This is a genomic window from Reichenbachiella sp. (genome assembly GCF_039969095.1).
Lineage (GTDB): Bacteria > Bacteroidota > Bacteroidia > Cytophagales > Cyclobacteriaceae > Reichenbachiella.
In genome coordinates, this window is the sequence record NZ_JBDVOL010000010.1 from 1117118 (window position 1) to 1139771 (window position 22654).

At 38.3% G+C, this 22654-nt stretch carries 24 protein-coding genes; 9 read left to right on the top strand and 15 right to left on the bottom strand.

From position 1 onward, the window contains the following. Window positions 1–52: 52 nt before the first annotated feature. The 4 genes from ABJH98_RS08055 to ABJH98_RS08070 all read right to left on the bottom strand — a co-directional run bounded on the left by ABJH98_RS08055 (window position 53) and on the right by ABJH98_RS08070 (window position 4545). Entirely contained in the window at window positions 53–1471 is a 1419-nt protein-coding gene (locus ABJH98_RS08055; protein ID WP_348307140.1) for a protein adenylyltransferase SelO family protein, read from the bottom strand. A gap of 3 nt (window positions 1472–1474) precedes the next feature. Next, window positions 1475–1990: a HEAT repeat domain-containing protein gene (locus tag ABJH98_RS08060; protein ID WP_348307141.1), complete on the bottom strand. Its 516-nt coding sequence runs from the start codon at window positions 1988–1990 to the stop codon at window positions 1475–1477. A 121-nt stretch (window positions 1991–2111) separates the two neighbouring features. Then, window positions 2112–2783 (bottom strand): hypothetical protein, encoded by a 672-nt coding sequence (locus ABJH98_RS08065; protein WP_348307142.1) that lies wholly within the window; start codon window positions 2781–2783, stop codon window positions 2112–2114. A 73-nt stretch (window positions 2784–2856) separates the two neighbouring features. Next, entirely contained in the window at window positions 2857–4545 is a 1689-nt protein-coding gene (locus tag ABJH98_RS08070) for an FG-GAP-like repeat-containing protein (RefSeq protein ID WP_348307143.1), read from the bottom strand. A 182-nt stretch (window positions 4546–4727) separates the two neighbouring features. Between ABJH98_RS08070 and ABJH98_RS08075 the strand changes: the two genes are divergently transcribed. The 5 genes from ABJH98_RS08075 to ABJH98_RS08095 all read left to right on the top strand — a co-directional run bounded on the left by ABJH98_RS08075 (window position 4728) and on the right by ABJH98_RS08095 (window position 10227). Beyond that, window positions 4728–5771 carry a HAMP domain-containing sensor histidine kinase gene (locus ABJH98_RS08075; protein WP_348307144.1) on the top strand — a complete coding sequence of 348 codons (1044 nt, stop codon included), beginning with the start codon at window positions 4728–4730 and terminating at the stop codon, window positions 5769–5771. Window positions 5772–5917: 146 nt separating this feature from the next. Next, complete coding sequence (locus ABJH98_RS08080; RefSeq protein WP_348307145.1) at window positions 5918–6406, top strand: nucleoid-structuring protein H-NS; 489 nt, start codon at window positions 5918–5920, stop codon at window positions 6404–6406. A 25-nt stretch (window positions 6407–6431) separates the two neighbouring features. Further along, entirely contained in the window at window positions 6432–7007 is a 576-nt protein-coding gene (locus tag ABJH98_RS08085) for a hypothetical protein (protein WP_348307146.1), read from the top strand. After that, window positions 7004–7837, top strand: a complete 834-nt coding sequence (locus ABJH98_RS08090; protein WP_348307147.1) for a hypothetical protein — start codon at window positions 7004–7006, stop codon at window positions 7835–7837. Before ABJH98_RS08085 ends, ABJH98_RS08090 begins: the two co-directional genes overlap by 4 nt. A gap of 2 nt (window positions 7838–7839) precedes the next feature. Further along, window positions 7840–10227 (top strand): leucine-rich repeat domain-containing protein, encoded by a 2388-nt coding sequence (locus tag ABJH98_RS08095; RefSeq protein WP_348307148.1) that lies wholly within the window; start codon window positions 7840–7842, stop codon window positions 10225–10227. 450 nt (window positions 10228–10677) lie between these two features. On the opposite strand, the gene ABJH98_RS08100 is transcribed toward ABJH98_RS08095, so the two are convergent. From ABJH98_RS08100 to ABJH98_RS08135, 8 genes are all read right to left on the bottom strand, one after another. Further along, window positions 10678–11121, bottom strand: coding sequence for an Hsp20/alpha crystallin family protein (locus ABJH98_RS08100; RefSeq protein WP_348307149.1), 444 nt, complete (start codon window positions 11119–11121; stop codon window positions 10678–10680). Window positions 11122–11322: 201 nt separating this feature from the next. Continuing rightward, window positions 11323–12288, bottom strand: a complete 966-nt coding sequence (locus ABJH98_RS08105) for an NAD(P)-dependent alcohol dehydrogenase (protein ID WP_348307150.1) — start codon at window positions 12286–12288, stop codon at window positions 11323–11325. A gap of 2 nt (window positions 12289–12290) precedes the next feature. Then, a complete protein-coding gene (locus ABJH98_RS08110) occupies window positions 12291–12509 on the bottom strand; it encodes a hypothetical protein (RefSeq protein WP_348307151.1) in 219 nt (72 codons plus the stop codon). Window positions 12510–12514: 5 nt separating this feature from the next. Then, window positions 12515–12700 (bottom strand): hypothetical protein, encoded by a 186-nt coding sequence (locus tag ABJH98_RS08115; RefSeq protein ID WP_348307152.1) that lies wholly within the window; start codon window positions 12698–12700, stop codon window positions 12515–12517. A 27-nt stretch (window positions 12701–12727) separates the two neighbouring features. Continuing rightward, window positions 12728–13243: a hypothetical protein gene (locus ABJH98_RS08120; protein WP_348307153.1), complete on the bottom strand. Its 516-nt coding sequence runs from the start codon at window positions 13241–13243 to the stop codon at window positions 12728–12730. An 18-nt stretch (window positions 13244–13261) separates the two neighbouring features. Continuing rightward, window positions 13262–13636 (bottom strand): GntR family transcriptional regulator, encoded by a 375-nt coding sequence (locus ABJH98_RS08125; protein WP_348307154.1) that lies wholly within the window; start codon window positions 13634–13636, stop codon window positions 13262–13264. 1 nt (window position 13637) lies between these two features. After that, the gene (locus ABJH98_RS08130; RefSeq protein WP_348307155.1) at window positions 13638–14393 is read right to left on the bottom strand and encodes a hypothetical protein; all 756 of its coding nucleotides are present in this window, start codon (window positions 14391–14393) and stop codon (window positions 13638–13640) included. Continuing rightward, complete coding sequence (locus tag ABJH98_RS08135) at window positions 14390–15241, bottom strand: ABC transporter ATP-binding protein (RefSeq protein ID WP_348307156.1); 852 nt, start codon at window positions 15239–15241, stop codon at window positions 14390–14392. The genes ABJH98_RS08130 and ABJH98_RS08135 overlap by 4 nt, the downstream gene beginning before the upstream one ends. Before the next feature lie 196 nt (window positions 15242–15437). Here ABJH98_RS08135 and ABJH98_RS08140 point away from each other — a divergent pair, with 196 nt between their 5' ends. Next, a complete protein-coding gene (locus ABJH98_RS08140; protein ID WP_348307157.1) occupies window positions 15438–16568 on the top strand; it encodes a hypothetical protein in 1131 nt (376 codons plus the stop codon). Window positions 16569–16786: 218 nt separating this feature from the next. Next, window positions 16787–17365: a hypothetical protein gene (locus ABJH98_RS08145; RefSeq protein WP_348307158.1), complete on the top strand. Its 579-nt coding sequence runs from the start codon at window positions 16787–16789 to the stop codon at window positions 17363–17365. A 119-nt stretch (window positions 17366–17484) separates the two neighbouring features. On the opposite strand, the gene ABJH98_RS08150 is transcribed toward ABJH98_RS08145, so the two are convergent. Then, window positions 17485–20076 carry an ABC transporter permease gene (locus ABJH98_RS08150; protein WP_348307159.1) on the bottom strand — a complete coding sequence of 864 codons (2592 nt, stop codon included), beginning with the start codon at window positions 20074–20076 and terminating at the stop codon, window positions 17485–17487. Further along, window positions 20073–20363, bottom strand: coding sequence for a helix-turn-helix transcriptional regulator (locus ABJH98_RS08155; RefSeq protein ID WP_348307248.1), 291 nt, complete (start codon window positions 20361–20363; stop codon window positions 20073–20075). Before ABJH98_RS08155 ends, ABJH98_RS08150 begins: the two co-directional genes overlap by 4 nt. 158 nt (window positions 20364–20521) lie before the next feature. Here ABJH98_RS08155 and ABJH98_RS08160 point away from each other — a divergent pair, with 158 nt between their 5' ends. Together ABJH98_RS08160 and ABJH98_RS08165 are read left to right on the top strand one after the other, a co-directional pair. Continuing rightward, window positions 20522–21073: a biopolymer transporter ExbD gene (locus ABJH98_RS08160; RefSeq protein ID WP_348307160.1), complete on the top strand. Its 552-nt coding sequence runs from the start codon at window positions 20522–20524 to the stop codon at window positions 21071–21073. A gap of 2 nt (window positions 21074–21075) precedes the next feature. After that, a complete protein-coding gene (locus ABJH98_RS08165) occupies window positions 21076–21534 on the top strand; it encodes a biopolymer transporter ExbD (protein ID WP_348307161.1) in 459 nt (152 codons plus the stop codon). Here ABJH98_RS08165 and ABJH98_RS08170 read toward each other — a convergent pair. Further along, window positions 21531–22007 (bottom strand): nucleoside deaminase, encoded by a 477-nt coding sequence (locus ABJH98_RS08170; RefSeq protein ID WP_348307162.1) that lies wholly within the window; start codon window positions 22005–22007, stop codon window positions 21531–21533. The genes ABJH98_RS08165 and ABJH98_RS08170 overlap by 4 nt on opposite strands. Window positions 22008–22654: the final 647 nt, after the last annotated feature.

A 22654-nucleotide genomic window follows, 5' to 3' on the forward strand; every position in this document is an offset into this window, starting at 1 on the left:
GATTATAAATAATTATTTCGATGAATATTTAAAATATTGGGATCAATAAAATTTATGTTCCACAAAAGGTCTGGTAATTTTGATCATAGCCAGTAGGTACCTGCTGTGTGTCTTGATGAGCGTATGGTTTTGATAGTTTTTGCAAGAGATTGTTGAAGGTAAACATGTTTCCTGCTATAGCATCAGAAAGTGATTCTTCTATCAAATGGTTTCTAGGAATAATTATAGGATTATTTTGATCCATAAATGCCAAACCATCCTCCTTGTTTGCTGATCGGTTAAATGCTTTTTGCCATCTGCTATGCCAGGTCATAAATGTCTGATCGGCTAGTAAACGATTGTCTATAGAATCATATCTTAAGGAAACAAAGAAATTCGTATAATCAATAGAATGTTTTGCTAATAAAGCCAATAAATCATCCACCAATTGATTATCAGAAGACTCAGAATGAGTAATGCCCAATTTAGCACACATCATAGCGCTATATCTCCTAGCAAATTCATCAGGAAATGTATGAAGAACTGCCTCTGCACTAGCCACTGCTTCTTTTTCATTCTTAGCGATTAACGGTAAAATAGAATTGGCTAGGATAGATAAATTCCAATGAGCAATATGCGGCTGATTTCCAAAGGCATATCGCCCTTGACGATCAATAGAGCTAAATACAGTTTTTGGATGATAAGTATTCATGAATGCGCAGGGTCCGTAGTCAATGGTTTCACCTGCTATTGACATATTATCAGTATTCATTACACCATGAATAAATCCCACTCTCATCCAATCCACTATCAAGTCAATTTGCCTGTCTATCACGTTTTTCAGAAACTCAAGAGCATAATTGTCATGCCTTAAGAGATCGGGGTCATGTCGTTCGATTACATATTTGGTAAACGTTTCCAATTGACCTGTATAAAATCTTGCATATTCGAATGTACCTACTCGTATATGGCTCTGCGCAATTCTAGTTAAAACTCCACCGTCAAAAATTTTTTCACGATAGACAGGCTCGCCAGTTTTTACCACGGCCAAGCTCCTAGTTGTTTTGACACCTAAATAAAACATTGCTTCGCTCATGAGATACTCACGAAGCATAGACGATAAGGTAGCTCTACCATCTCCTCTTCTAGAATATTTCGTAATTCCAGAGCCTTTCAGTTGAACATCAAATCTATTTCCATCCACTACTTGCTCTCCAAGCAATACGGCTCTACCATCTCCAAGCATAGTAAATTGCCCAAACTGATGACCCGCATAGGCTTGTGCAATAGGATTTGTATTCTTGAGAACTTGTTTACCTGAAAGGATATTTTTAGTAAGATCAGGATTTGAAAAATCCTCATCAATTTTCAAATCCTGAGCTAATGAATCATTAAAACAGAGTAATTCTGGATGAGCTACAGAAATAGGTACTTGATCTTCGTAAAATTGAGAAGGCAATTGAGCACGGTACGAATTTTCTAATTTGAGCATATACTATTCGTTATCCACAAAGGCCTGAAGATCAGCTAGCCTAGCTTCTACCTCTTGTTTTTTCAATTCAAAGACCTCATCATGCTTCACATTGTTTTCATAATGATGCCAGGCTTTTGTGGCTTTTTTGATCACCCTTGACGTAATATAAAATTCTTTGTGATCTAAAAAATCTTGTGCCACGGATACTACTTTGAAACCGCCAAAAAGCGAGAGTTTGAAGATGGGTACATACTTGGCACTCAGATCGAAATTTTCCAACTCTACCAGCAGCTCGCCAGCTAATGAAGAATTTTTGTCAATTGCATCCAACATAGCATCCAAAGCACTTTGGTTGTTTTCAATCAATCCTAAAGTCCGAGCAGCAATGATCTTAGATTCGTCAGAGCCTTGATCCAATAATTTCAGCAATTCATTGATTACCTCATTGCTTCCATTTTTAGCCAGCTCATCAGACGCCTGATAGGCCTGATCATCCAACTCCCCTGACAATTGATTGACTAATGTTGAAATGTCCATATCTTTTTACTAATTACTTAGCAAGCAAAAGTATTGTAAGTGAATGTGATATGATTCACAATTATGCTTTCACTTTAGTCGAATTGAAATATTTTAATTCAAGTTTCACAAGTTGAGCCCACTACTCTGTAAGAACAGATAAGTCCTCAACATCCTTTAAATGATAAAAAAGCTTAGGGGCCATTAGTTTTTTGACGGCCTTATCCAGATGAGTAAAGTTAGATTGCGGAATATGGAGGGGTATTTTATATAGTCGAAAATCCTTCTTATCGAATGGACAAGGCACTTTGGAGTTATGCAAATAAGGAATCAATGTAGTACTGCAATTGAGCGCTATCCGATCTACTTTTTGCTCACTCAGCACTTTATTTAAATTAGCGTTTATTTTCTCAAAAAACTCCAAAGTTTTAGCTAGCCTCACTCTAGAACCAGCTCTGGATTTTCCTTTCTTATTCAAATATTTAATCTGACTAACTCCTTGCTTTTTCCTAGTCATATAAGCAGAGAATGTGGTGTGATAAGTATTTACATTTCCATCCATCAAACATAACGCACCACTCCCAGACTCTATACTAATGTAAAGTACCTTAGCCTGCTCTGTCAATATATCCAATTGATCATCTATACATAAATGAAGGGGTAACCGGATTTGCCCTATGGTAAGACCTGCTTGGTTATAGATTAGGATAGCATGTTTGGCAAAATGGTATTCAAAACTTGAATATTCAGATTTGATTTTAGCAAATAATTCCTTGAATGGTATTTCAAATAGATTAAGTGATTGTTGGGACATGAAAAACTTGCGACTAAACTCTTACCAAAAGTCGCAAGTTAATCAACATCCATCAGCTAATCAGATGAATTTCTTACTTGCCTGCTATAACCATCATGCGGCCAGACTGAGATCCATTAATAGCACTCCATGCTGAAGTCAATAAAAGGTCGACTTTACCGTCACCATTCACATCGCCGATGCCAGTGGCGTCAAAACCTAAAGTTTCACCCACTACATTTCCAGTCAGCGTGCGGAGCTCTCTTCCATCTTTTCCGGAGTAAACAAACACTTTGCCTCCAGCAGGTGCTGCAGATGCATGCTGCCAGGCTCCAATCACTAGATCATCAAATCCATCTTTGTTGGTATCTCCTGCATCAGCTACGCCAATCCCAAAACCTTCACCAGGACCTTCGCCTGTAAAGACATATAACTGTTTACCATTCTTACCGGAATGAATATAGGCTCTTCCCGTAGAATTACCCAGAGCCACATTAGCAAAATCAGAAGCATACACATCTTGAAATCCGTCATTGTTGACATCACCGACTATTGACATGAACATCCCTCCTAATCTTCTTCCTGTTTCATCCGGATCAATGGTAAATGCTGTTCTTTTTTTCATCCCTTCATATACATACACCTTACCTCCATTCGCTACACCGGGAGCACCTATCATTAGCATAGTAGATCCTTCTGTAGTTTTTCCAGCCAGCGCAGTGCCAAATCCATCTCCTATTTCTTCACCACTCCATTCCATTAATACAGATCCATCTTTTCCAGAATGCAAATACACCTTACCCGCATGTTCAACTTTAGCACTGTTCAACGGTCCGCCCCAAATTTGATAGGGTTCACCAATCAATATATCTCCAAATCCATCGCCATTTACGTCTCCCACGCCTCTTACCCCTCTACCGAAAGCTCCTTTTTCATCTGAACCTTTCCATTCATGAATTACACTTCCATTTTTGCCAGAAAACACCCAGGTTTTATTTACATAAGGGGCACCAGCTACTACATCAGGTATGCCATCACCATCTACATCACCTGCAGCTTCAATGCTCATTCCCAGTTGCCCATTGGCATCTTTGGCAGCATAAGACCATATTAATTTTCCCGTTTTCCCAGAATGAACATAAATTTTTCCAGCCCCAGCGGCTCCTTCATTGTTGGTGGGAGCGGATGAAGTAATATCCATCACTTGATCACGGTCCACATCTCCTATATTTCTGCCAATCCATCCAAACTGATCTCTAACATGCTCACCTTTCCACTCGTGTATAATTTCGACATCTGCTTCCACAAATGGGTTGGCGTACTCCTCTGAAGTAGGGAATAAAAGCTTAAACCTTGGGTCAGAAGAAAGAATTGAAGCAGCCGGACTCAATCCAATGTTAGTAATGTTAAAGGCATTGCTCTGTTTTACTTTCATCAGAGTTTCGAAAGCCAAATCTTTATTTTCAGCTAAAGCATATGCGATTCCCAATTGGTATTGACTCTGTATATTTTTTGGTTGAATTTCAGCAGCTTTTTTGTAATACACTACGGACTCGGCATACTCCTTTTTTCGTCTGTATGCCATACCTAGCATGCCTAAAGCTCCTGCATGATCAGGGTTATCCTCTAGCAGAGCAGATAGGTCAACAATTGCTTCATCTATATTTCCAGCATTCAGCTTTTGAAAAGAAGCTTGCACATCTTGTGTTGGATTAGCTTGAGCTTTTATATCAAAGTCTTGAATGAAAAAAAGTAGTAAAGAATAAAAAAATATTTTTTTCATAATGTTTTAATTTTGAGTTGAATCAAAAATGAAAAGTCAGTAAGATATAAAGGTAAATTCCGATCAAACTTTACCAGATTTTATTACTTTACTAAATTGAAATAAGAATCTATCATTTGAGAAAGGTGATGGGATTTTTCAATTAACCTTATTCTTTTCAAGATGCAGCAGAAGGGAAATCTATGACAAGTCTGATTTTTTTATTAAACCTACCACCTTCCCAAATACTAGAGTCCGACACAGGATTGAATTCTCTGAATGTCTGGAATATTATGTTATGGGCATTATTCGGCGGGTTGTGTCTTTATGCGCTAGTCAAACTTTATACTCGTCGTGCTGCCATTCAAAAGCGAGTACTACAAAAAAAAGTCGAAAAGCGCACATCTGAAATTTCCAATCAAAAAGAAGAATTACAAAAACAATCTGAAGAGCTTCAGAAAGCCTATGAGGAGATTAAAGTCAAAAATATTGCCATCGAAGAAGCTTTTGAGCATTTAACTAACTCTTTTGCCAAGCTTTCAGATGTAAACAGAGAAAAAGATGGGATTATAAGCATTGTTGCTCATGATTTGCGCACTCCACTTAATAATATAGAAGGCCTTATTCAATTGGTCTCGATGGATGACAACTTGAATGAAGATCAAAAGGACTATATCACTAAAATCCGAACGGTGGTAAAACATGGTAATGAAATGATTCGGGATTTGCTCGATATAAATCAGGCTAAAAACCAAAAACCTGAGTTAAAAATCACAACCATTGACCTTGCAGAATTCATTACCAATTGGAAAGTGAATTTTGAAAAATCTTTAGTAGCAAAAAAGCAAGAGCTCATAATTAATGGGGATTATGAGCAGTTAAAGTTGCAAACTGACTCAGGTCTTCTATCCAGGATTCTTGACAACCTGATGTCTAATGCCATAAAGTTTTCTGAGAAAGGTACGAGCATACATATCAACATCAACAGTGAAGATGAAAAACTATTATTGAGCATCAAAGATGAAGGTCCAGGAATTAGCCCCGAAGACCAACAAAAAATGTTCAAACCATTTACACGTCTTTCTGCTACACCAACAGGTGGTGAACCATCTAATGGGCTTGGTCTTTCTATTATAAAAAGCTTGTGCCAACAATTGGGAGGTAGGATAAAAGTTGAAAGTGAGCTAGGAAAAGGAACAACATTCATTGTCTCCATCCCTATGCAAACAGAAGTTGCGACAGTTTAATGTCACACTAAATACCTTTATAAATTTCAATCTTATCTTTAAATAAAACTATTTTAGTCTCGTTAGTCAGAAATGGAACGCTATTTGTAATAGCCCCACCCAATTGAACAAATGAATATTATAAACACATTCAAATTATTGCAACCATGACAAAAAACATTTTGAAAAATTCGCCATTTGTGCTGACTCTTTTGGTAGCACTAATAGTAGGAACCTCTTCCTGTAAGACCAAAAAGAATCTGTCACAAGTGACTCCGGTTGAAGAAGTAGAACCAATAGATGAAAATGAGACTGAAGAATTAGAAGAGGTTCCTGAAGTAAAAGAAATCAGAGTTCCAGAAAAAATTGTTTCTATTGAACAAAAGTTGAATAATTATTTTAATGCAATTCAAAGCTCATCGACTACTGAGTCTGCAAATAGCAGTATCAGTGAAGCACTTAACATGTTCAATAGCCCAGATGCGCCAGTTCTTGTAGTCATCTATAATGATGGTACTAACCCTGACTATGATGAGCCTACGACCATTTCCAAGTACTTGAATTATCTAAAAGATACCAAAAGCAAACCAGCTGAAGTGGAAGAAGCAGTTTATGACTCCAATGGGCTCATCAAGGAATTGGTACTCAAAAAATAAGTTTTAACCAGAAAGAAATAAAGATATGCAATTGATAAAATACACCGTGCTTTCGTTAGCCATTTTGGTTTCTATAGACACATTCGCACAAAACAATATTGATCCAAGGAGAAAGCAAGCGATTGATTCGCTAGCTCTTGAAAAGGTCAAAGATTTGAGTAAATATATCAGCATCATTGGGAAAAAGGATACACAATTTTCTGAAGCGCAACGTGTAATGGACAGAGCCGAAGAACTGTTTGCAGAAGGCAGTGAAATGGGCGTTTCTTCTTTAGAAAGAGAGGAAGTCAACTATTACAAAGTCAGGGAATACTTCGAAAGGCTGATGGCTTTGAATTACGACAAAGTAAAAATCCAGTGGTATGACATTCATTATGTAAGCGATTTAGAACAGCAGCCTGACGGCACTTTTGTAGGTGTAATTACTGTTTATCAACGTTTTGAAGGCACATCTAAAGATGGCACGCTGGAATATAAAGACACGACCAAAAAGGATATTACCATCTTTGTAAAGCGAAAAGAAACTCAAATTGCTGGGCGAATCATAGAGTTCTGGGACGTGATGTTGGGTGATATCAGAGTAACAGAAACTTCTGCATGAGAACCCTCCTTTCCGCGTTATTAACGATTTTAGCTATTCATACATCAGTGGGTCAAGGACTCACTGATGATATGAAAGATACAGAAGAGCAACTTCGCGCTTCTACCAAACAAATCAATCAGTTCTTTAGACGGTTCAATGGTGAAGAGGATGAAAATGGTAAGCGCTACTACCCTACAGATAAAAGGTATCGCGATGCCAATTTGAGAAAGAAGTATGTACCTGTTTTATTTGATACACAAACTGGGCAACTGGATGCTGCGATAGCAAAAGAATTTGTAAAAAAGATCACTGACAAAAAGTCTCCAGCCTTTCTTGATTTTCATCAAGATGATTGGTTCGCCGAAGTAAAAACCACATTCAAATACAAAGGCCAAAACATCAATGGTACTTTATATATGAAGCTACAACCACAGGGTCAGGGTTATGAATGGATCATTCAGGATGTGGCTTTTAGTCAATTCAGTAAATGGTTTGACAAAGACACGAGCGACAAAAAGCAGTTTCTTCATCCTATGAGTCATGAGTTGGATTTTATGACTTTGCGTAAAGCACTGAAAGATCAGCAGCATGCAGAACAATACACTGCTGATGACTATGAAACAGATGAGTTGAGTATATTCTTGTATGAAATGAATCAAGGAAATTTGACATTCGTTTCAGCTCGAAATGTTGCTTTTCACTTTTTCGCTATCGAAGGTTATTATTTTTCTATAGCCAATTTTAACAGGCCAGGATATAATTCTGGATGGCTGATTTCAAGTTTGGTGCCTCTTGCTAATCAAGACCAAAAGAAGCAAATGAAGGACTATATCTACCGTAAAGACTAACTATGAAATACTTCTTTTCATTTATACTCTCATTTTCCTTCTTTCTCAGTCAGGCACAAGATACCTCAGATTCTACTAGAATTGATGAAGTGAGAAGTCTGGTGAATTTCTATGAATACATGCTCAACACCATTGGAGCTAGCAAAACTTCATCTCGAGATAAGGAAGTTATAATTAATCAGAGTTATAAAAAGGTATTTAAAGATCAGTTCGTACAGATAGAAGATGACTTGTTGCTGGATCGAAAGGTAATCACCAACAAAGATGTTTCTGCCTATTTACGTGATGTAGATTTTTTTTTCAATGACTTAAAGTTTGAATTTGAAAATATTGAAATTGAGCGAATAGAGAATGAAAACCAAAGCTTCTACTATCTGGTTTCTTTGGAATCTGTGCTTGATGGAACAACCATAGAAAACGAAAAGCAAACCAGTACCAAAAAGAGATTTATTGAAATCAATCTCAATGAAGAATCCAATGACTTGAAAATAGTCAGTGTCTACAGCACCAAAGTCAGTCGAGATAAAGAACTACAGCTTTGGTGGGAAAGCCTATCATTTGGATGGATCAATATCTTGAGTGATTATGTGCCGTACGATACTATTTCCAATCAGGTGCTAAAAAAAATGGCTGCTATAGATAGTCTGAATTTATCTGGGAATCAGTTTATTATCGACTTAGAACCTTTGTCAGCACTCAAGAATTTAAAGAAGTTAGATATCAGTAATACCAAGATTACTGACTTGAGTCCATTGAGATATGCCAGAAATCTAAAGCATCTAAATGCTTCCAACACAAGTATTCATGACATCTCTTCTTTGCAGTATTTCGACCAAATAGTCACTTTGGATCTATCGCAGACTCAGGTAATTGATATTAGCGTTCTCGAGCGATTTAGTGTCTTAAAGGACTTGAACTTATCCAGCACAGAACTGACTGACTTTAAGTCAATCAAATCCCTTAAAACGCTTAAAAGCATTAATATTTCAAACACCAATTTTGACGATCCTACCATTCTTTCGAATAGCCTCGGACTAAAAAGTATAGATCTCTCAAGAACACCCGTAGATCATTTGTTTGTTTTTCAGAGTTTACCTAAAGTAGAATTACTAAACATATCTGAAACTCAGATCGCTAACTTGAATGGGTTGGAGCAACATCCTGCACTACAAGAATTGTTGATCAATCAAACACAGGTACAGAGTCTTAAAACCTTAGAAAATGCACCTAATCTCAAAAAAGTGTATGCTGATCTATCAGGTATTACAGAGCAAATAGCCAACAACTTCATGGCCAATCATCCACAAGTAGTGGTGGTTACCAATAGCCAACAAGTTCTGAAATGGTGGATCGAATTGCCTACCAATTGGAAAACGGTGTTTGAGGAAATCATAGGTCATAAAGAACCAAACAAAGAAGACTTAGCCAAGTTATTGATTATTGATTCCTTGAACGTTTCTGACAGGAAGCTTTACATAGAAAAGCCACTATTGAAATTTAAGCGCTTACGTTATCTAGACATCAGTTACAACGATTTTGTAAGCTTGGACTTTGCTAAAGAAATGCCAGATTTGGAATATCTCATTTGCACTCATGCGCCTATTGAATCTACCACAGACTTGGCATCCAATAAAAAGCTAAAGGTTTTGAACTTGAGCCAAACCAAACTGAGAGATATACAATCACTTGCTCAACTGCACAAACTAGAAAAACTGGATGTTGAAAACACTCAGATTAAAGAAGAGCAAATAATTGAATTATTATCAACTAATCCTGAAACAGTAGTGATCTACCAATCTGACTCATTATTAGCTTGGTGGAACAACTTGTCTCCATCCTGGCAAAGTACTTTTGACCTGCCTACTAGTGATTCTTTTGAATTGCATCAATTGATTGAGAAACAAGAGATAGAAATTTCCAATCAAAAGATTCAATCTTTAGCTCCTCTACAGACATTTATCAATCTCAAATCTATAAAACTGGATCGGTTGCAATTGACTAATTTGAAAGAACTATATATACACCAAGGTCTGAAGTCTTTGACCTATACCAATGGCCCATTGCAAAGTCTGGAGGGCATAAAAGAACTCAGACAACTACAATCCCTCAACATTTCCAACACGGCTATGGAAGACCTGAAAGATTTGTATTATTCAAGTTCACTCAAACATCTCAACTGTTCTCGTACAGGTTTGAAAAACCTGAAAGGCATTGAAAAACTCGTGGATTTGGAGACATTAGACATCAGCAATACGCGTATTTGGCGTCTGGATAGATTGTCTGGTATGCGAAGAATCAAAACCTTGATCTGCAACAACACGCGAATCAGTCAATCCAAAATTGACGACTTTCAAGTGTCAGTTCCTGACTGTGAGATTACATTTTACTAATCATTTTTCATTGCGATTGTCTCCTTCTATAAGACTGTGTTGGTAATAATTTCATTTGAAGGTTGCTGGACTCTAACCATTTCTGAAATTCTTCAATCTCGTCAGGCTGAAGTGATCTCATAGCTTTTTGATATTCTTTAATAAGTAATTGCTTGTCGAAACTCACTTTCTGTAGAATCAACTTGTAATAATCTAAAAAAGAAGTTTTCATTTTTTACTGATAAATTAGAAAGGATAAAATATTAATGATTGTAAACAAGCCGCACTACCTTGGTGGGCTTCTTATAAAAAACCTGTAAAGCACCATTGGAACTAAATTAGTTTGTCAAGTTCGTTGTAATTCAAGTTCAAAAGAATCCGTCAAACGGTGTAAGTCAGATTTTGCTTGGAGAGCTAGAGGCTAAACCTCTAGCTACACGAATCCAAGCAAACTAACTATTGAATCAGGAATTATGTAATTGCTATTGTTTTGATAGGTTTCTTTCTGGCTTCCTCCTTCTTCGGTATGAGTAGCCTTAATATTCCGTCCTGATATTTGGCTTCAATGCTATCCATCTCAACCGTATTCGGCAGATAAAAGGATCGCTTGAAAGAACCATAGTCAAACTCCTTTCTGGTGAATTTCATGTTTCCATTCATTTGCGCATCCTCTACGCCTGCGTCCGACTGTATGGTCAGCATGTCATTGTCCAATTCCAAATGGAAATCCTCTTTTTTCATGCCTGGAACCGCTACTTCCACACGAAAATCGTCGTTGGTTTCTACGATATTCACCCGTGGTACAGAACCACTTTGGTCTGTCCACGAGGACCAGTCAAAAAGATCTTTTGTCAAAAAATCATCAAAGAATGAAGATGATGTAGGAACGTAATTGCTTCTTTTCACTAAGTTCATTTTTTCAAATTTTAATAGTTAAACAATTCAACAAAAACTCGGTTAAACCGCAATCCGAAATTGCTTTCGGACCATCAAAACTTAACGCTACAAACAGAGCGAGTCGCGACTGATCGAAATTATTCAATCAGCCTTAAATACGAAAAATGTGGATTATTTTGTTTCAAATAAAATGTTTGATTTCACAAATTTTAACTTCTATTAACCTTTATCAGGGATGATGACCACCTTACCCCTTGCTCGGCTGGTTTCCAAATATGTAATAGCTTCAGAAGTTTCCTCCAGACTATAGGAGCGATCAATTACGGTCGAGATATCTTTGTTTTCCAATAGATTAGCTAAGTATTGCATGTCTTTCTGATTGGATTTGAAGTCAACCATTTTGATTCGCTTACCACCTAGAAGTCCAATGCTCATCAAATGAGACATACCCCCAAAACCAACCACGGCACAATTGCCATGAGCCGTCAATAGCTTTTTATAATCTGATAAAGACAAATTACCTACCATATCAATGATCAAATCAAACTTCCTATCCAATTTCATAAGGTCTGTTTCAGTATAGTCGATGACATCTGTAGCACCACAATCTTTTACCAAATCTATATTTCTAGTGCTACACACACCCGTAACATTGGCGCCATAAAATTTGGCTAGCTGAACCGCAAACGTCCCTACTCCACCTGAAGCTCCGTTGATCAGCACTTCGGAACCCGCACGTACGGCACCGTACTTATTTAAGCCATGATAGGCTGTCAGTGCAGCCACAGGTACACCTGCAGCTTCTTCAAAGCTGATGTTCTCAGGTTTCAGAACTAAGGCTTCTACTGGCACACAAACATATTCCGCAATAGCTCCATATCCATAGTTGAAGATGTCTCCAAAAACATGATCACCTAATTTTAAACTAGTAACTCCTTTGCCGATCTGTTCTACCTCACCAGCCACATCTGCTCCTAAGGTTTTAAAACCTTTTTTTGGTTTTAACAAACCTGTCAAGGCTCGCATGAAATATGGTGTACCACGCATGACGTGCCAATCCAATGGATTGATGGAAGCTGCATGCACCTTCACGAGTACTTCATTATCGTTTGGTACTGGCTTTTCAATATCCGCTACAAATAACACCTCTGGCCCACCGTAGCGGTTTATTCTACTTGCTTTCATAATCAATCTATTAAGGCTTCACAGTTGAAACCAAAGGTTTGCGCCATATCGATTACATCTGTTTCTGATAAACTATCTGACGCTTCCACTCTTAAGACCTTATCTACGTCCTGAAGATCAACATTCCAATCTTTGATGAACGGGTGTTGATTGAAAATCCAGGCAAACTGATCCATTCGTTTGCGTGTGTTGATGTCGGTTCTAAATACTAATACTTCCATGGTATCTATATTTCTAAGAAGCGAAAGGCTTCATACACGAAGAATACAGGCCACACAATGGCTTTGAAAAATCCACCTACACCCAACCAGAATCCGGCGGCTGTAGAAATGAAATAATAAGCTGCGCCAAAGAATCCAAGGATGTAAAAACAGCTTCCTCTTGAGCTTGATGATTTAAAATTTTCTTTCATTGGTTTATATTTTCTGTTGTTAATCTTTTATTTATAAGGATCATCCAAAAATTCTATTTTGGAGTTTCCAGTGGTTTCGTAGGACGTATAAATGAATTTGTTTTCTTCTCCTTTCAGATGACTCGCCTCTAGTTTAATGGTCATAGAGTCGACTTGGAAATTTTTTAGTGTGATATGGGCATTTTCGGCCTTGACCCCGCTCAATACTGGGGTGACTACTTTTGCTTTAACTGCTATGGAACTATCCCCTTTGATGAAGAAATGAAGGGTATCCTTGCTGTTATCTAGTTGGGGCAAATAGCTGTTCTGTGGATCAAAAGCCACTTTTACTAGATAGGATCTACCCTGTCGAACTTGGACGTCCCAGTTGCCTGAAAAGTGTAGTACACTGAACGCTTCTACCGGCACAGCTGTCAACTGAACTTCGGCTGTATGTTTCGCATAGATGGCTTGCACGTCATTACGTAGCACCATCAGTGTACCTACAAATAGCGCCAGGAGTATGCCCGTTGTAGTGATTAATATTTTCTTACTTGTTTGCATGGTTTATATCGTTTTAGGTTAGGCGTTTTCTGAGGTTTTCAAATGTTGCTGGTAGTATTTCGAAAGGTCTTCTATTGATAAATGAAGTATGTCCATGGCTTTAAACAGTCGTGGCAATTCATTACTTATAAAATCATCCTTTTTGAGGGCACTGGTTTTGATTTTTCCGTCTTCAGCTACGAAGTAGCCAATGCCTCGTTTGTTGTAGATAATGCCTTTTTCCTGAAGGTAAGTGAAGGTCCGCATCACCGTGTTAGGATTCACCTCTATGCTCACGGCCATTTCTCGGACCGACGGAATCCGATCTCCCGGCTTCCATTTTTCCAATAAGATGTTTTCGCAGAAGTGATCGGCGATTTGGAGATATATGGCTTGATCGTCTCTAAACTCCATCTTACACCTCCCTGTCTTTCAATCCCAAATAAGTAACCACCCAGCAAAAAGGAGCCAGCAACCACCAAAATGCCCACTGTGCTAAAAGCCAGATCTTGTAGGCAGGTTTCCCTATGAGAGGATTCATTTGGGAAAAACACTCGTTATCCTCTTGCATCAGATCTCCCATGATGAAATAGAATAGCGTCCCAGCTACTATAGCCACCAAAATCACCGTGAATAGGGTTTTGGGGAATACATAACCCTTGAAATGAGCTGCGCCAACTAAAAATACGCCTTGCAATACGAAGTAGTATTTCATGACTGATATGGCAAAATCACTCCATGGGTCAAAGTCTTCAAATCGCATATTGGCGTCAATCATCGACCCAATAGGATTAGCGACAAATACGGTATACAAATAGTAGGTAAAACTGAAAAAAACAATCCATCCCACCGAGGTCAGCAACCACATGGATAGAAACTTTTCAAACGTGGAAGCTGGTAAAGTGAGGTAATTAGAACTTTTAAGTGAATTACTTAAATCATTGAAAGCCAATGAACTAAGCACAAACCCTCCGATAATCAGTGTAAAGGCATAACCACCAGTATGCTCAAAGAAAACTAGGCTGTCTTCTACAATGACGGACATCAATAGTCCAACAAAAAACAACATACCAAAAGTGATTTCGAAGGCTATGAATATACCTCTAAAACTCCTGAACAGCTCCAATTTGAGCAACTTCAAAAACCGATGGATATTAAAATAATGATTCATCTTGTTATCGTTTGATTTTTGAAAATTTCCTGCACCTTCTCTTTGTTGTTGACCACGGCATTGAATAGCGTTTCCAGGTTCATGTTCGACTCTGCTCCGCTTGTATTTTCTTCTACTATGGTGTGTCCACTAAAAGTAGACTCTGTGTAAACCACTCCATCATGTGTGGGTAGTTCTTTTACTTTGCTAATGATCAGTCGCTGAGAGATCTGTTCATAGTCCTCAAAGAAGACAATTTGTCCCTCATCCAGAATGATGATTGGATCAATCAAATTCTCCATGTCCCGCGCTTGATGGGTAGAGACAATAAAGCTTCGCTCCTCGTGTATGGCACTGGCTACTACTTTTCTAAATTGACTTTTAGAAGGAATATCCAGTCCATTGGTCGGTTCATCAAGTATCAATAGCTGGCAGTCCGTAGCCAATCCAAAGGACAATAGAAACTTCTTCTTCTGTCCATAGGATAACGAAGTCAGCTTTTCATCTGTTGGCAAACTGAATTCATTCAAATACTCCTGGAGCAACTCATGATTGAATCTAGGATAAAACGGACTATATAGTTCTACAAACCTTTTCATACCCATAGCTGACACTTCAAACTCTTCCGTCACCAAATAGATCTCACTGAGAAACTCGGGACGTCTCTCTCTGGGACTGAAACCACTTACATGAAGACTACCCGTCTTGGGAAACAATAATCCCGCAATGAGTTTGAGCAGACTAGACTTCCCTGCCCCATTCTTTCCCAGCAGTCCATAGATATTTCCCATAGGAAGGGAAACACTCAAGTCCTCAAACAGCTGAGGTTTGGAGGGATATCCAAAAGAAACATTTTCAATTTGCACCATACTATTCAGAAGTAAATTAGTGTACTATCATACTAATACACCTCAAAGGTAAATAAGGTTTCGTTTAGGTGGAGGTATTTCTAAAAATTATTTGAAATGGATAGGAATTGATTTGGTGGATGTGCTTTATACAAGCATATTTGGGGTATAAACACCATTAATGGTGTTTATTAATTTTGGGTATCATCAAAAACAAATGAGTACAAGGTTTTTACTCCTATTGCTGTTTACATTAACAGCATTTTTATCCAGAGCTCAAACTTCAAATGAATCGATAGACAAATTGATATTGGATCATTTTGAAATTTATAAGCCTGAACTTTATCGTTATGCAGGCTTGACTTTTTATGGCGAATCAAAAACTTCATTTTCTCAAGAACAGATCAAGCGAGAATTGGAATTGTTTAATCAAGTAATAGAAACTGAACTGATAAATAATCCTACTAAGTCAGTTTTCGCATTGAACCATAATTTACTAATTCATTCACCCCAAAAGGGGCAAGACCTATTAGCACTTCTTAATAAGCCTACAGATGATAATGAAGTCCTCAGCCTACTCTTTTTAGAAACATTATTCGCTGGGCAATTTGGAGAAGAATTGGCTCTTAATAATTTAGAATCTAGCAATAATGATTGGAGTGAATCATGGGCACGATACTTAAGTAAGAATGCTATTTACAACTCTTCCATTTCGAAAATCAACGTTGCGATTCAAAAAAGTACAAACACTGAGATTCAACGAAACCTTCTTTCGTCATTAATGTACATCGGGAGCCCTAAGTCAATAGATTTCATCAAGCAAATCATAGACACAACGAAAAATGACTTAATACAAACTCAAGCAATATTTGTATATGCTGAATTGACTGGCTTCTACGGGATTAAGGAACTAGAAAAAGTTGAAACGGTGGGAAAAAAATCAAAATCTGAAAAAGAAGGAAGCCTGTCTTGGTTAAAAGAAGAAACAAATAGTGTCAACATATATGGAACTGAAGTAACTAATGATTTCGATTTCGCAATGCGCTTTGGCGACATCAAATCTCCATCTATGATTTGGATGGAAGGGAAAAAGCTATTAACAAACAAAGCACTTAAAAATCCAAAACCTCTGAGCGAAAGTGACAAAAACGAAATTTTAGATATTCTGACCGATTCTAAGTGTTTTGGACTTGAGGCAATAAAGGGGACATTATTTCTAAGCGTTACCAAGGATGATATGAACAAATTAATTGAACTAAGAAGGCTGAATTATTACTCCCCCAACGGCTATACTCAAGGAAGGAACAAAACTCTAGGAATTTTAATTCGATACTTGAAAAAGAAATAACGAATGCCCAACATTATGTATCAATTCAAAGCGGTTTAGCTGTGAATGAATACTCTCTGCATTCTGGAAGCCCAGCCATATCTCAGATTAGCTCTATGGAATCAAGAAAGAGAAAGACCAAATCAGAGATTTGGCTATCTTGTAGCCGAAACTTAAACTAAATCAAGCGCCACGAATGATACATGGGCGTTAATCTCCCACCACCAGCATTATAATCAATGATTTTAACACCATTTCACAATAAACTCACCCGACTAACCACCAAACCAAGAATCATTACCCTATTCATTCTGGCTCATCTAGTATTATTACTGATGATGCTATTTACTTTCCCTAAAATCAATAACCAGCTGGGTACGGAGGCATTCGACCTTAAAGCCACGGGATATTCTGTGCAAAAGGCTACAACTATGCTCCAGAATCTCGATCAAGCGACTGTGGATCTTTATCTATTTCCGCAGCTGTTTCTTCTGGATGTTCTCTACCCGCTGCTACTAGCCTTGCTTTTGAGTGCATTGATGATCCGATTGTCTGGTTTGATCAAGCTGAGTACTGACCATGGGTTTTCCAACCTTTACCTACTGCCCTTCCTGGCCATGGTGCTGGACTATGGTGAGAATATTTTGATTGCACTGATGATCACCAACCCAAACCCTGTCTCTGAAAGTATCATCAAAACGGCAAGCCTATTTACACAGATGAAAAGTGGAACTACCACGTTGTGCTGGCTGGTAGTCATCGTTTTGTTTGTTGTTTGGTTGGTGAGGAGAAAGGCACTTGTTCATGACAAAAATTGAACTATTCGAAAGGGTTTAAATAATTTGTCATTTCGACGTAAGGAGAAATCCTATCTCCTTTTCAAGGTGCTGATAAGATTTCTCCCCCTGGTCGAAATGACAAAAAAAGTTTTTAAGCATTATTCCGTCCTCAATCCCTGCACCGCATTAGCTTTGGCAAGCTTGCGTACTTGTACCCAGGTCACGATTCCCAAGACCGCTACCAAAAACACACCCGAGATAATCAATCCTGTATAGTTCATCGGCATGTGATAAGCAAACACCGTATCAAACAGCTTTTGGATCAGCCAATAACCCAATGGTGCTCCCAGCAGCATGGAAATGGTAAATAGTGGCACATACTGAGTAGAGATGATTTTTGCAATATGACTCAAACGTGCACCTAAAATTTTTCGAATGCTGAATTCTTTGTTTCGGCCAGAAACATTAAGCGTGATCAAGCCATATAAGCCTAAGCTCGCTAGCAGAATAGACACAAAGGCCAAGGCTCGCATAAACTCCGCACTGCTATCCAGGTATTCGAAGTAGCCATTGAATACGCCACTTTGATAGCCCCCTCGGAATGGCGTATTGGGTAAGTGCGCCATCCAAGCTTCTCTAAAGGCCTGATAGACTTCTGGTTGTTTCCCGTCATTCACCTTCACCGACAGAAATCTGAAGGCATCTTTATCGGTTAAGTTAAATATGATTGGCTGGATGGCATGATCAAAATCACGATTGTGAAAATCCTTAACCACGCCTATGATTTCCAATCTTAAACTGTCCACTTTGATTACTTCTCCTATGGGATCATCTAGCAATAGGTTCTTAGCGAACTCTTCATTGACCACGATCATTTGTTTATCACCCTCACTATGCGGTTCAAAAGTTCGACCATGGATCAGATCAATTCCCATTGTACGGAAATAATTACTACCTACCCGCATCATGCCTACCGTAAAGTCTCTATCTGGGCGTGAGATGGTAATCTGTGGTACCCGATGTCCCATGTGCTGACTGGATCCAGAAATAGAGATGACATCCGGATTTTGTGACATGGCGGCATGCATTTGTTCAAATGCCGACCGATCCGGCACATCCACATATAGTACCTTATCTGCACTGTAGCCCCAACTTCTGTTGGCCTGGTAGGCATTATTTTGGGTAAACCAAACTCCACCTGAAATGGTGATAAAAGCTAGTACCAATTGGAAGGTCAGAAACACCTTGGTCATCAAACTTTTCTTCCCCAATTGTATAGACCCTCTAAAAATACCTACGACTTGAAATTTTGAAATGTACAAAGCTGGATAGATCCCAGACCCTAGACCAGTGATCAATAGCATACTACCTAAAAATAGCCATAACATAGGCTGAGTAAGCACCAGCTCCAATCCACGGCCAAAAAGACTATTGAACCACGGAATGAAAAGGCTGTATGCCAAAAACAAACCAAACAACAACGCAAAGCTGGTCAGCAAAACATTTTCTGTTAGTAATTGCACCAGCACTAATCTACGGTTGGCACCAATCACCTTGCGCACACCGATTTCCTTGAGTCGTTTCGCTGCCGATACGATACCAATATTGATGTAATTCATGCAGGCCAGCAGCATCACAAAGCCCGCCATAATAGACAAGATGACCCATCCTTCTTTACGAACCCCATAAGAAATGCCATTCTGAATATCATTAGAGACCATGTGTAGATCAGCCAATGAAACCAGTGAAACTGATTTAATGATTTTCTTAGGGTTGGATTCGTTTTGTAGTTTCCTGTAGCGATCCAACTGGTCAATGACCAAATCTAAATCGGCAACCTGATTGATTTGAATCAAAGTAGCCGCAATCAACTGATCCCAATTGTCTTCATCGTAATTTTCAGTGGCTTGTTCGATATTGTCAAAATTGATTAGAAAATCAAAATCTATGGCATGGGCATTCGGAAAAGGTTCAGCTACTCCTGAAATGGCGAATGATTTCGTCTTATCATTACCAAAATTGATTAATAAATCCTTGCCAACAGGATTGAGGTCTCCAAAATATTTGATCGCCATGTCATTGCTTAGGATGATACTGGTGGGGTCATTGAGTGTTTCTGGACTCCCCCATTGCATCGGGAATGTTAGCATATCCAGAAAATCGGGATCAACTAAACGAATCCTTTCATGGAACACCCGATCTTCATATTTGACTACCGTATTGATATCCTGAACCCTGCTGCTCTTCTTTATTTGAGGCAAGTCCGAAATCATGTGCGTAGCAAGTGGCAATGGTGACTGCCCATATTGGAGTACCTCACCGTCCCGATCCGCAAATGCGGTCACTAAATAGACTTGATGTTTATTTTCGTGAAATTGATCAATGCTAATATCCTGATCGATAAAGGCATAGACAATTAGACATATGCCTATCGCGACAGATAGGCCGAAAATGTTGATGAATGAGCTGAGTGGACTCTTCATCATACTTCTCATGGAAGTTTTAAAGTAGTTTTTGAACATGATTAAATGGTTAAATTTTGAGTGAAATTGACCGAATCCAACGACTGATGGTCTTAACATTTTAAGTACCTCAAGTCGATAGATGTTACGTGCTTTTGCAGCACCATAAGTTTTTGTATTCTCCTGAAACGCTTCTTCGAGGTCTCCTTGCAATTCATCGAAAAGTTCAGCTTTGCAAAACCATTCGAAGCCTCTGGCAAACCACTTGGGTAGTTGTGAAGGAATCATGACAGGCTAAATTTGGGAACCAGACTCCACATTTCTTCGCGTAGTTCACGAGCTTGTTTTAGTGCTTCTTTACCAGTATTAGACAATGTATAAAATCGCTTGCGTCGACCCCCTCTTTCGGCAGTGGCTCCGCCAGTGTGCGAAGTAATAAAGCCCTTTTCTTCTAAGCGAGTCAGTGCGGTATGCAGAGCTCCCCTACTTAAAGTACGCTTCAGTCTAGAACTCAATTCCTGCTGTATTTTCAGGCCATAGGCTTCGTTGTCTAGAATGAGGATGGACAACAACACCACTTCCTGGAATTCGCCAAGGTTTGATCCCTTCATGTTTATTTGTTTCTGTTTTGAAGACCAAACGTATGGAATATTTATTTGTTTCACAAATGGAGATTAAATAGTTGTGACTTTTTCAAATGATTCGGATTATATATATATAAAAACAAACCCTCATGAGACTCAAGAAACCAAAATTAGAACCCAAGGTATCCGCAGGGTCCATGGCAGATATTGCATTCCTGCTACTCATATTTTTTCTAGTAAGTACTAGTCTGCTACAAGACAAAGGTCTAATGCTTCAACTTCCACCTGATATTGAACCAACAGAAACCCCAATTAAGGAACGGAATCTTTTTAAGGTGCTTATCAATTCAAAAAATGAATTTTTAATTGAAGGCAAAGTCAGGTCTGATTTAGCGGGCCTTGTGGAAGAAATAAAAACGTTTGTCAAAAATCCGTCTTCCAGCCCTACGCTTTCCGAAAGTCCAGAAAAGGCAATTATCTCTATTAAAACGCAACGTGGAGCACAATACGCTTCATTTATATCCGTACTTGATCTCATCAAAGAATCGTATTATCAAATGTATGGAGAGCGAATTGGACTAAGTTCAGATGAGTTTAGGAAGCTTAACAAATCAAAACCCTCAGAATTAGCAATTTATCAAAAAGCTAGAAAAGGGTTACCAATGAATATTTCGATAGCAGACCCAGATAAAATCAAATAATTATGAAAATCAGAAAAAAAACGTCCACCACAGCAGAAATTTCAACTGCCTCCATGCCAGATATTGTCTTTTTGCTGTTATTCTTTTTTATGGTGACGGCAACTATAAAAGTGAATGAAGAACAACTGAATGTTCAGATTCCAAATGCACATTCGCTTACGGCTGTGGATAAAAAATTCTTGATCAAAGAGCTTTTTGTGGGCATTCCTAAGGATTCAAAACTTGGCTCATCTCCTAGGATTTCCGCTAACAATAAATTGGTAAACCTTGATCAAATTGGGCAATGGGTTCAGGAGCAAAAATCTGACTTGGGAGAAATTTATAAGGATCAGCTCATTGTTATGCTCAAAGCTGATGAACAAGTAGATATGGGACTCATTGGAGACATACAAACGGAACTTAGAAAAAACAACGCAAGAAAGATTTTGTACAGAACATTGGATCATCAACCGAATGATTAATAGCTCTTTTTACTCACGCTTTGAGCCCATTTGGCGAATGCTTCAAGCGCTTCTTCGCGCATCAATTGACGTGTAAAAAGTTTACGTTCGGTAATTGGCTTGGCTAACTCTTCATAAATGAATTGGTCATCGAATTCAATGGCTGCTGCATCTGCTTTTGTATTAGCAAAAAATATCTTGTCTGGTCTAGCCCAATAAATGGCTCCTAAACACATCGGGCATGGTTCGCAACTGGTGTAAAGCTCGCATCCATCGAGTTGGAAGGAACCAATTACCTCGCAAGCCGCTCTTATTGCTACTACCTCAGCATGTGCGGTAGGGTCATTATTGGTAGTGACTAGATTTGTGCCTCTGGCTATTATTTCTCCATCTTTCACTATCACTGCTCCAAAAGGCCCTCCAGTATTAGATGTTACATTATCAATTGAAAGCCGAATGGCCTCTTTCATAAATTGATTTTCTTTTTGTCCCATTTGCATATTTTTCTGTTTAAAAGCGAAAGGTATTAATTGATACAAGATTTTTTTCTTTCTAAGAAACAACTTTTCCTCAAGTCAATTATAACACCAAATCTCATGATGCATGTTTCAATATGCATTTCTAAATTATAGACTTGACAGCCTTGATTTAATGATTTTAACCAAGTTTAATTGAAAATATAATTTTAAATATTAGTACTATTCTAACTTAATATAATATTTTCTTAACTCATAGCTGGGAATTTTCAATCAATTAAATTTTAAACCTGATTTGTTTTATTAAAAACCAAAACATATATTCGGGGTTTCGTTGACCAAAATATAATTCTTTAAACAACCCAACTGGCCGTGAAAAGGATCTACCTAACCTACGTAAATGAAATATTCTATGGGATATGCCATTTAACACCAAGCAACTACCCGATGAAAAAGCTATTCTACCCCAACTCCGCTAAACATCACTTGCAGAATCATCAGCTAGATATCTACTGCAGTCAAGAGTGGGTCGTATAGACCAATTTCCTTTATTCTTCTTGTTTTACTCCACTATGCGCTAGGTCGCATCAAGAGGAAAATACCGTTTTTATTGGATTGTCCTAAACAAAGGGCTCAAAGAACTTTATTGATCTAACCATTTGGTT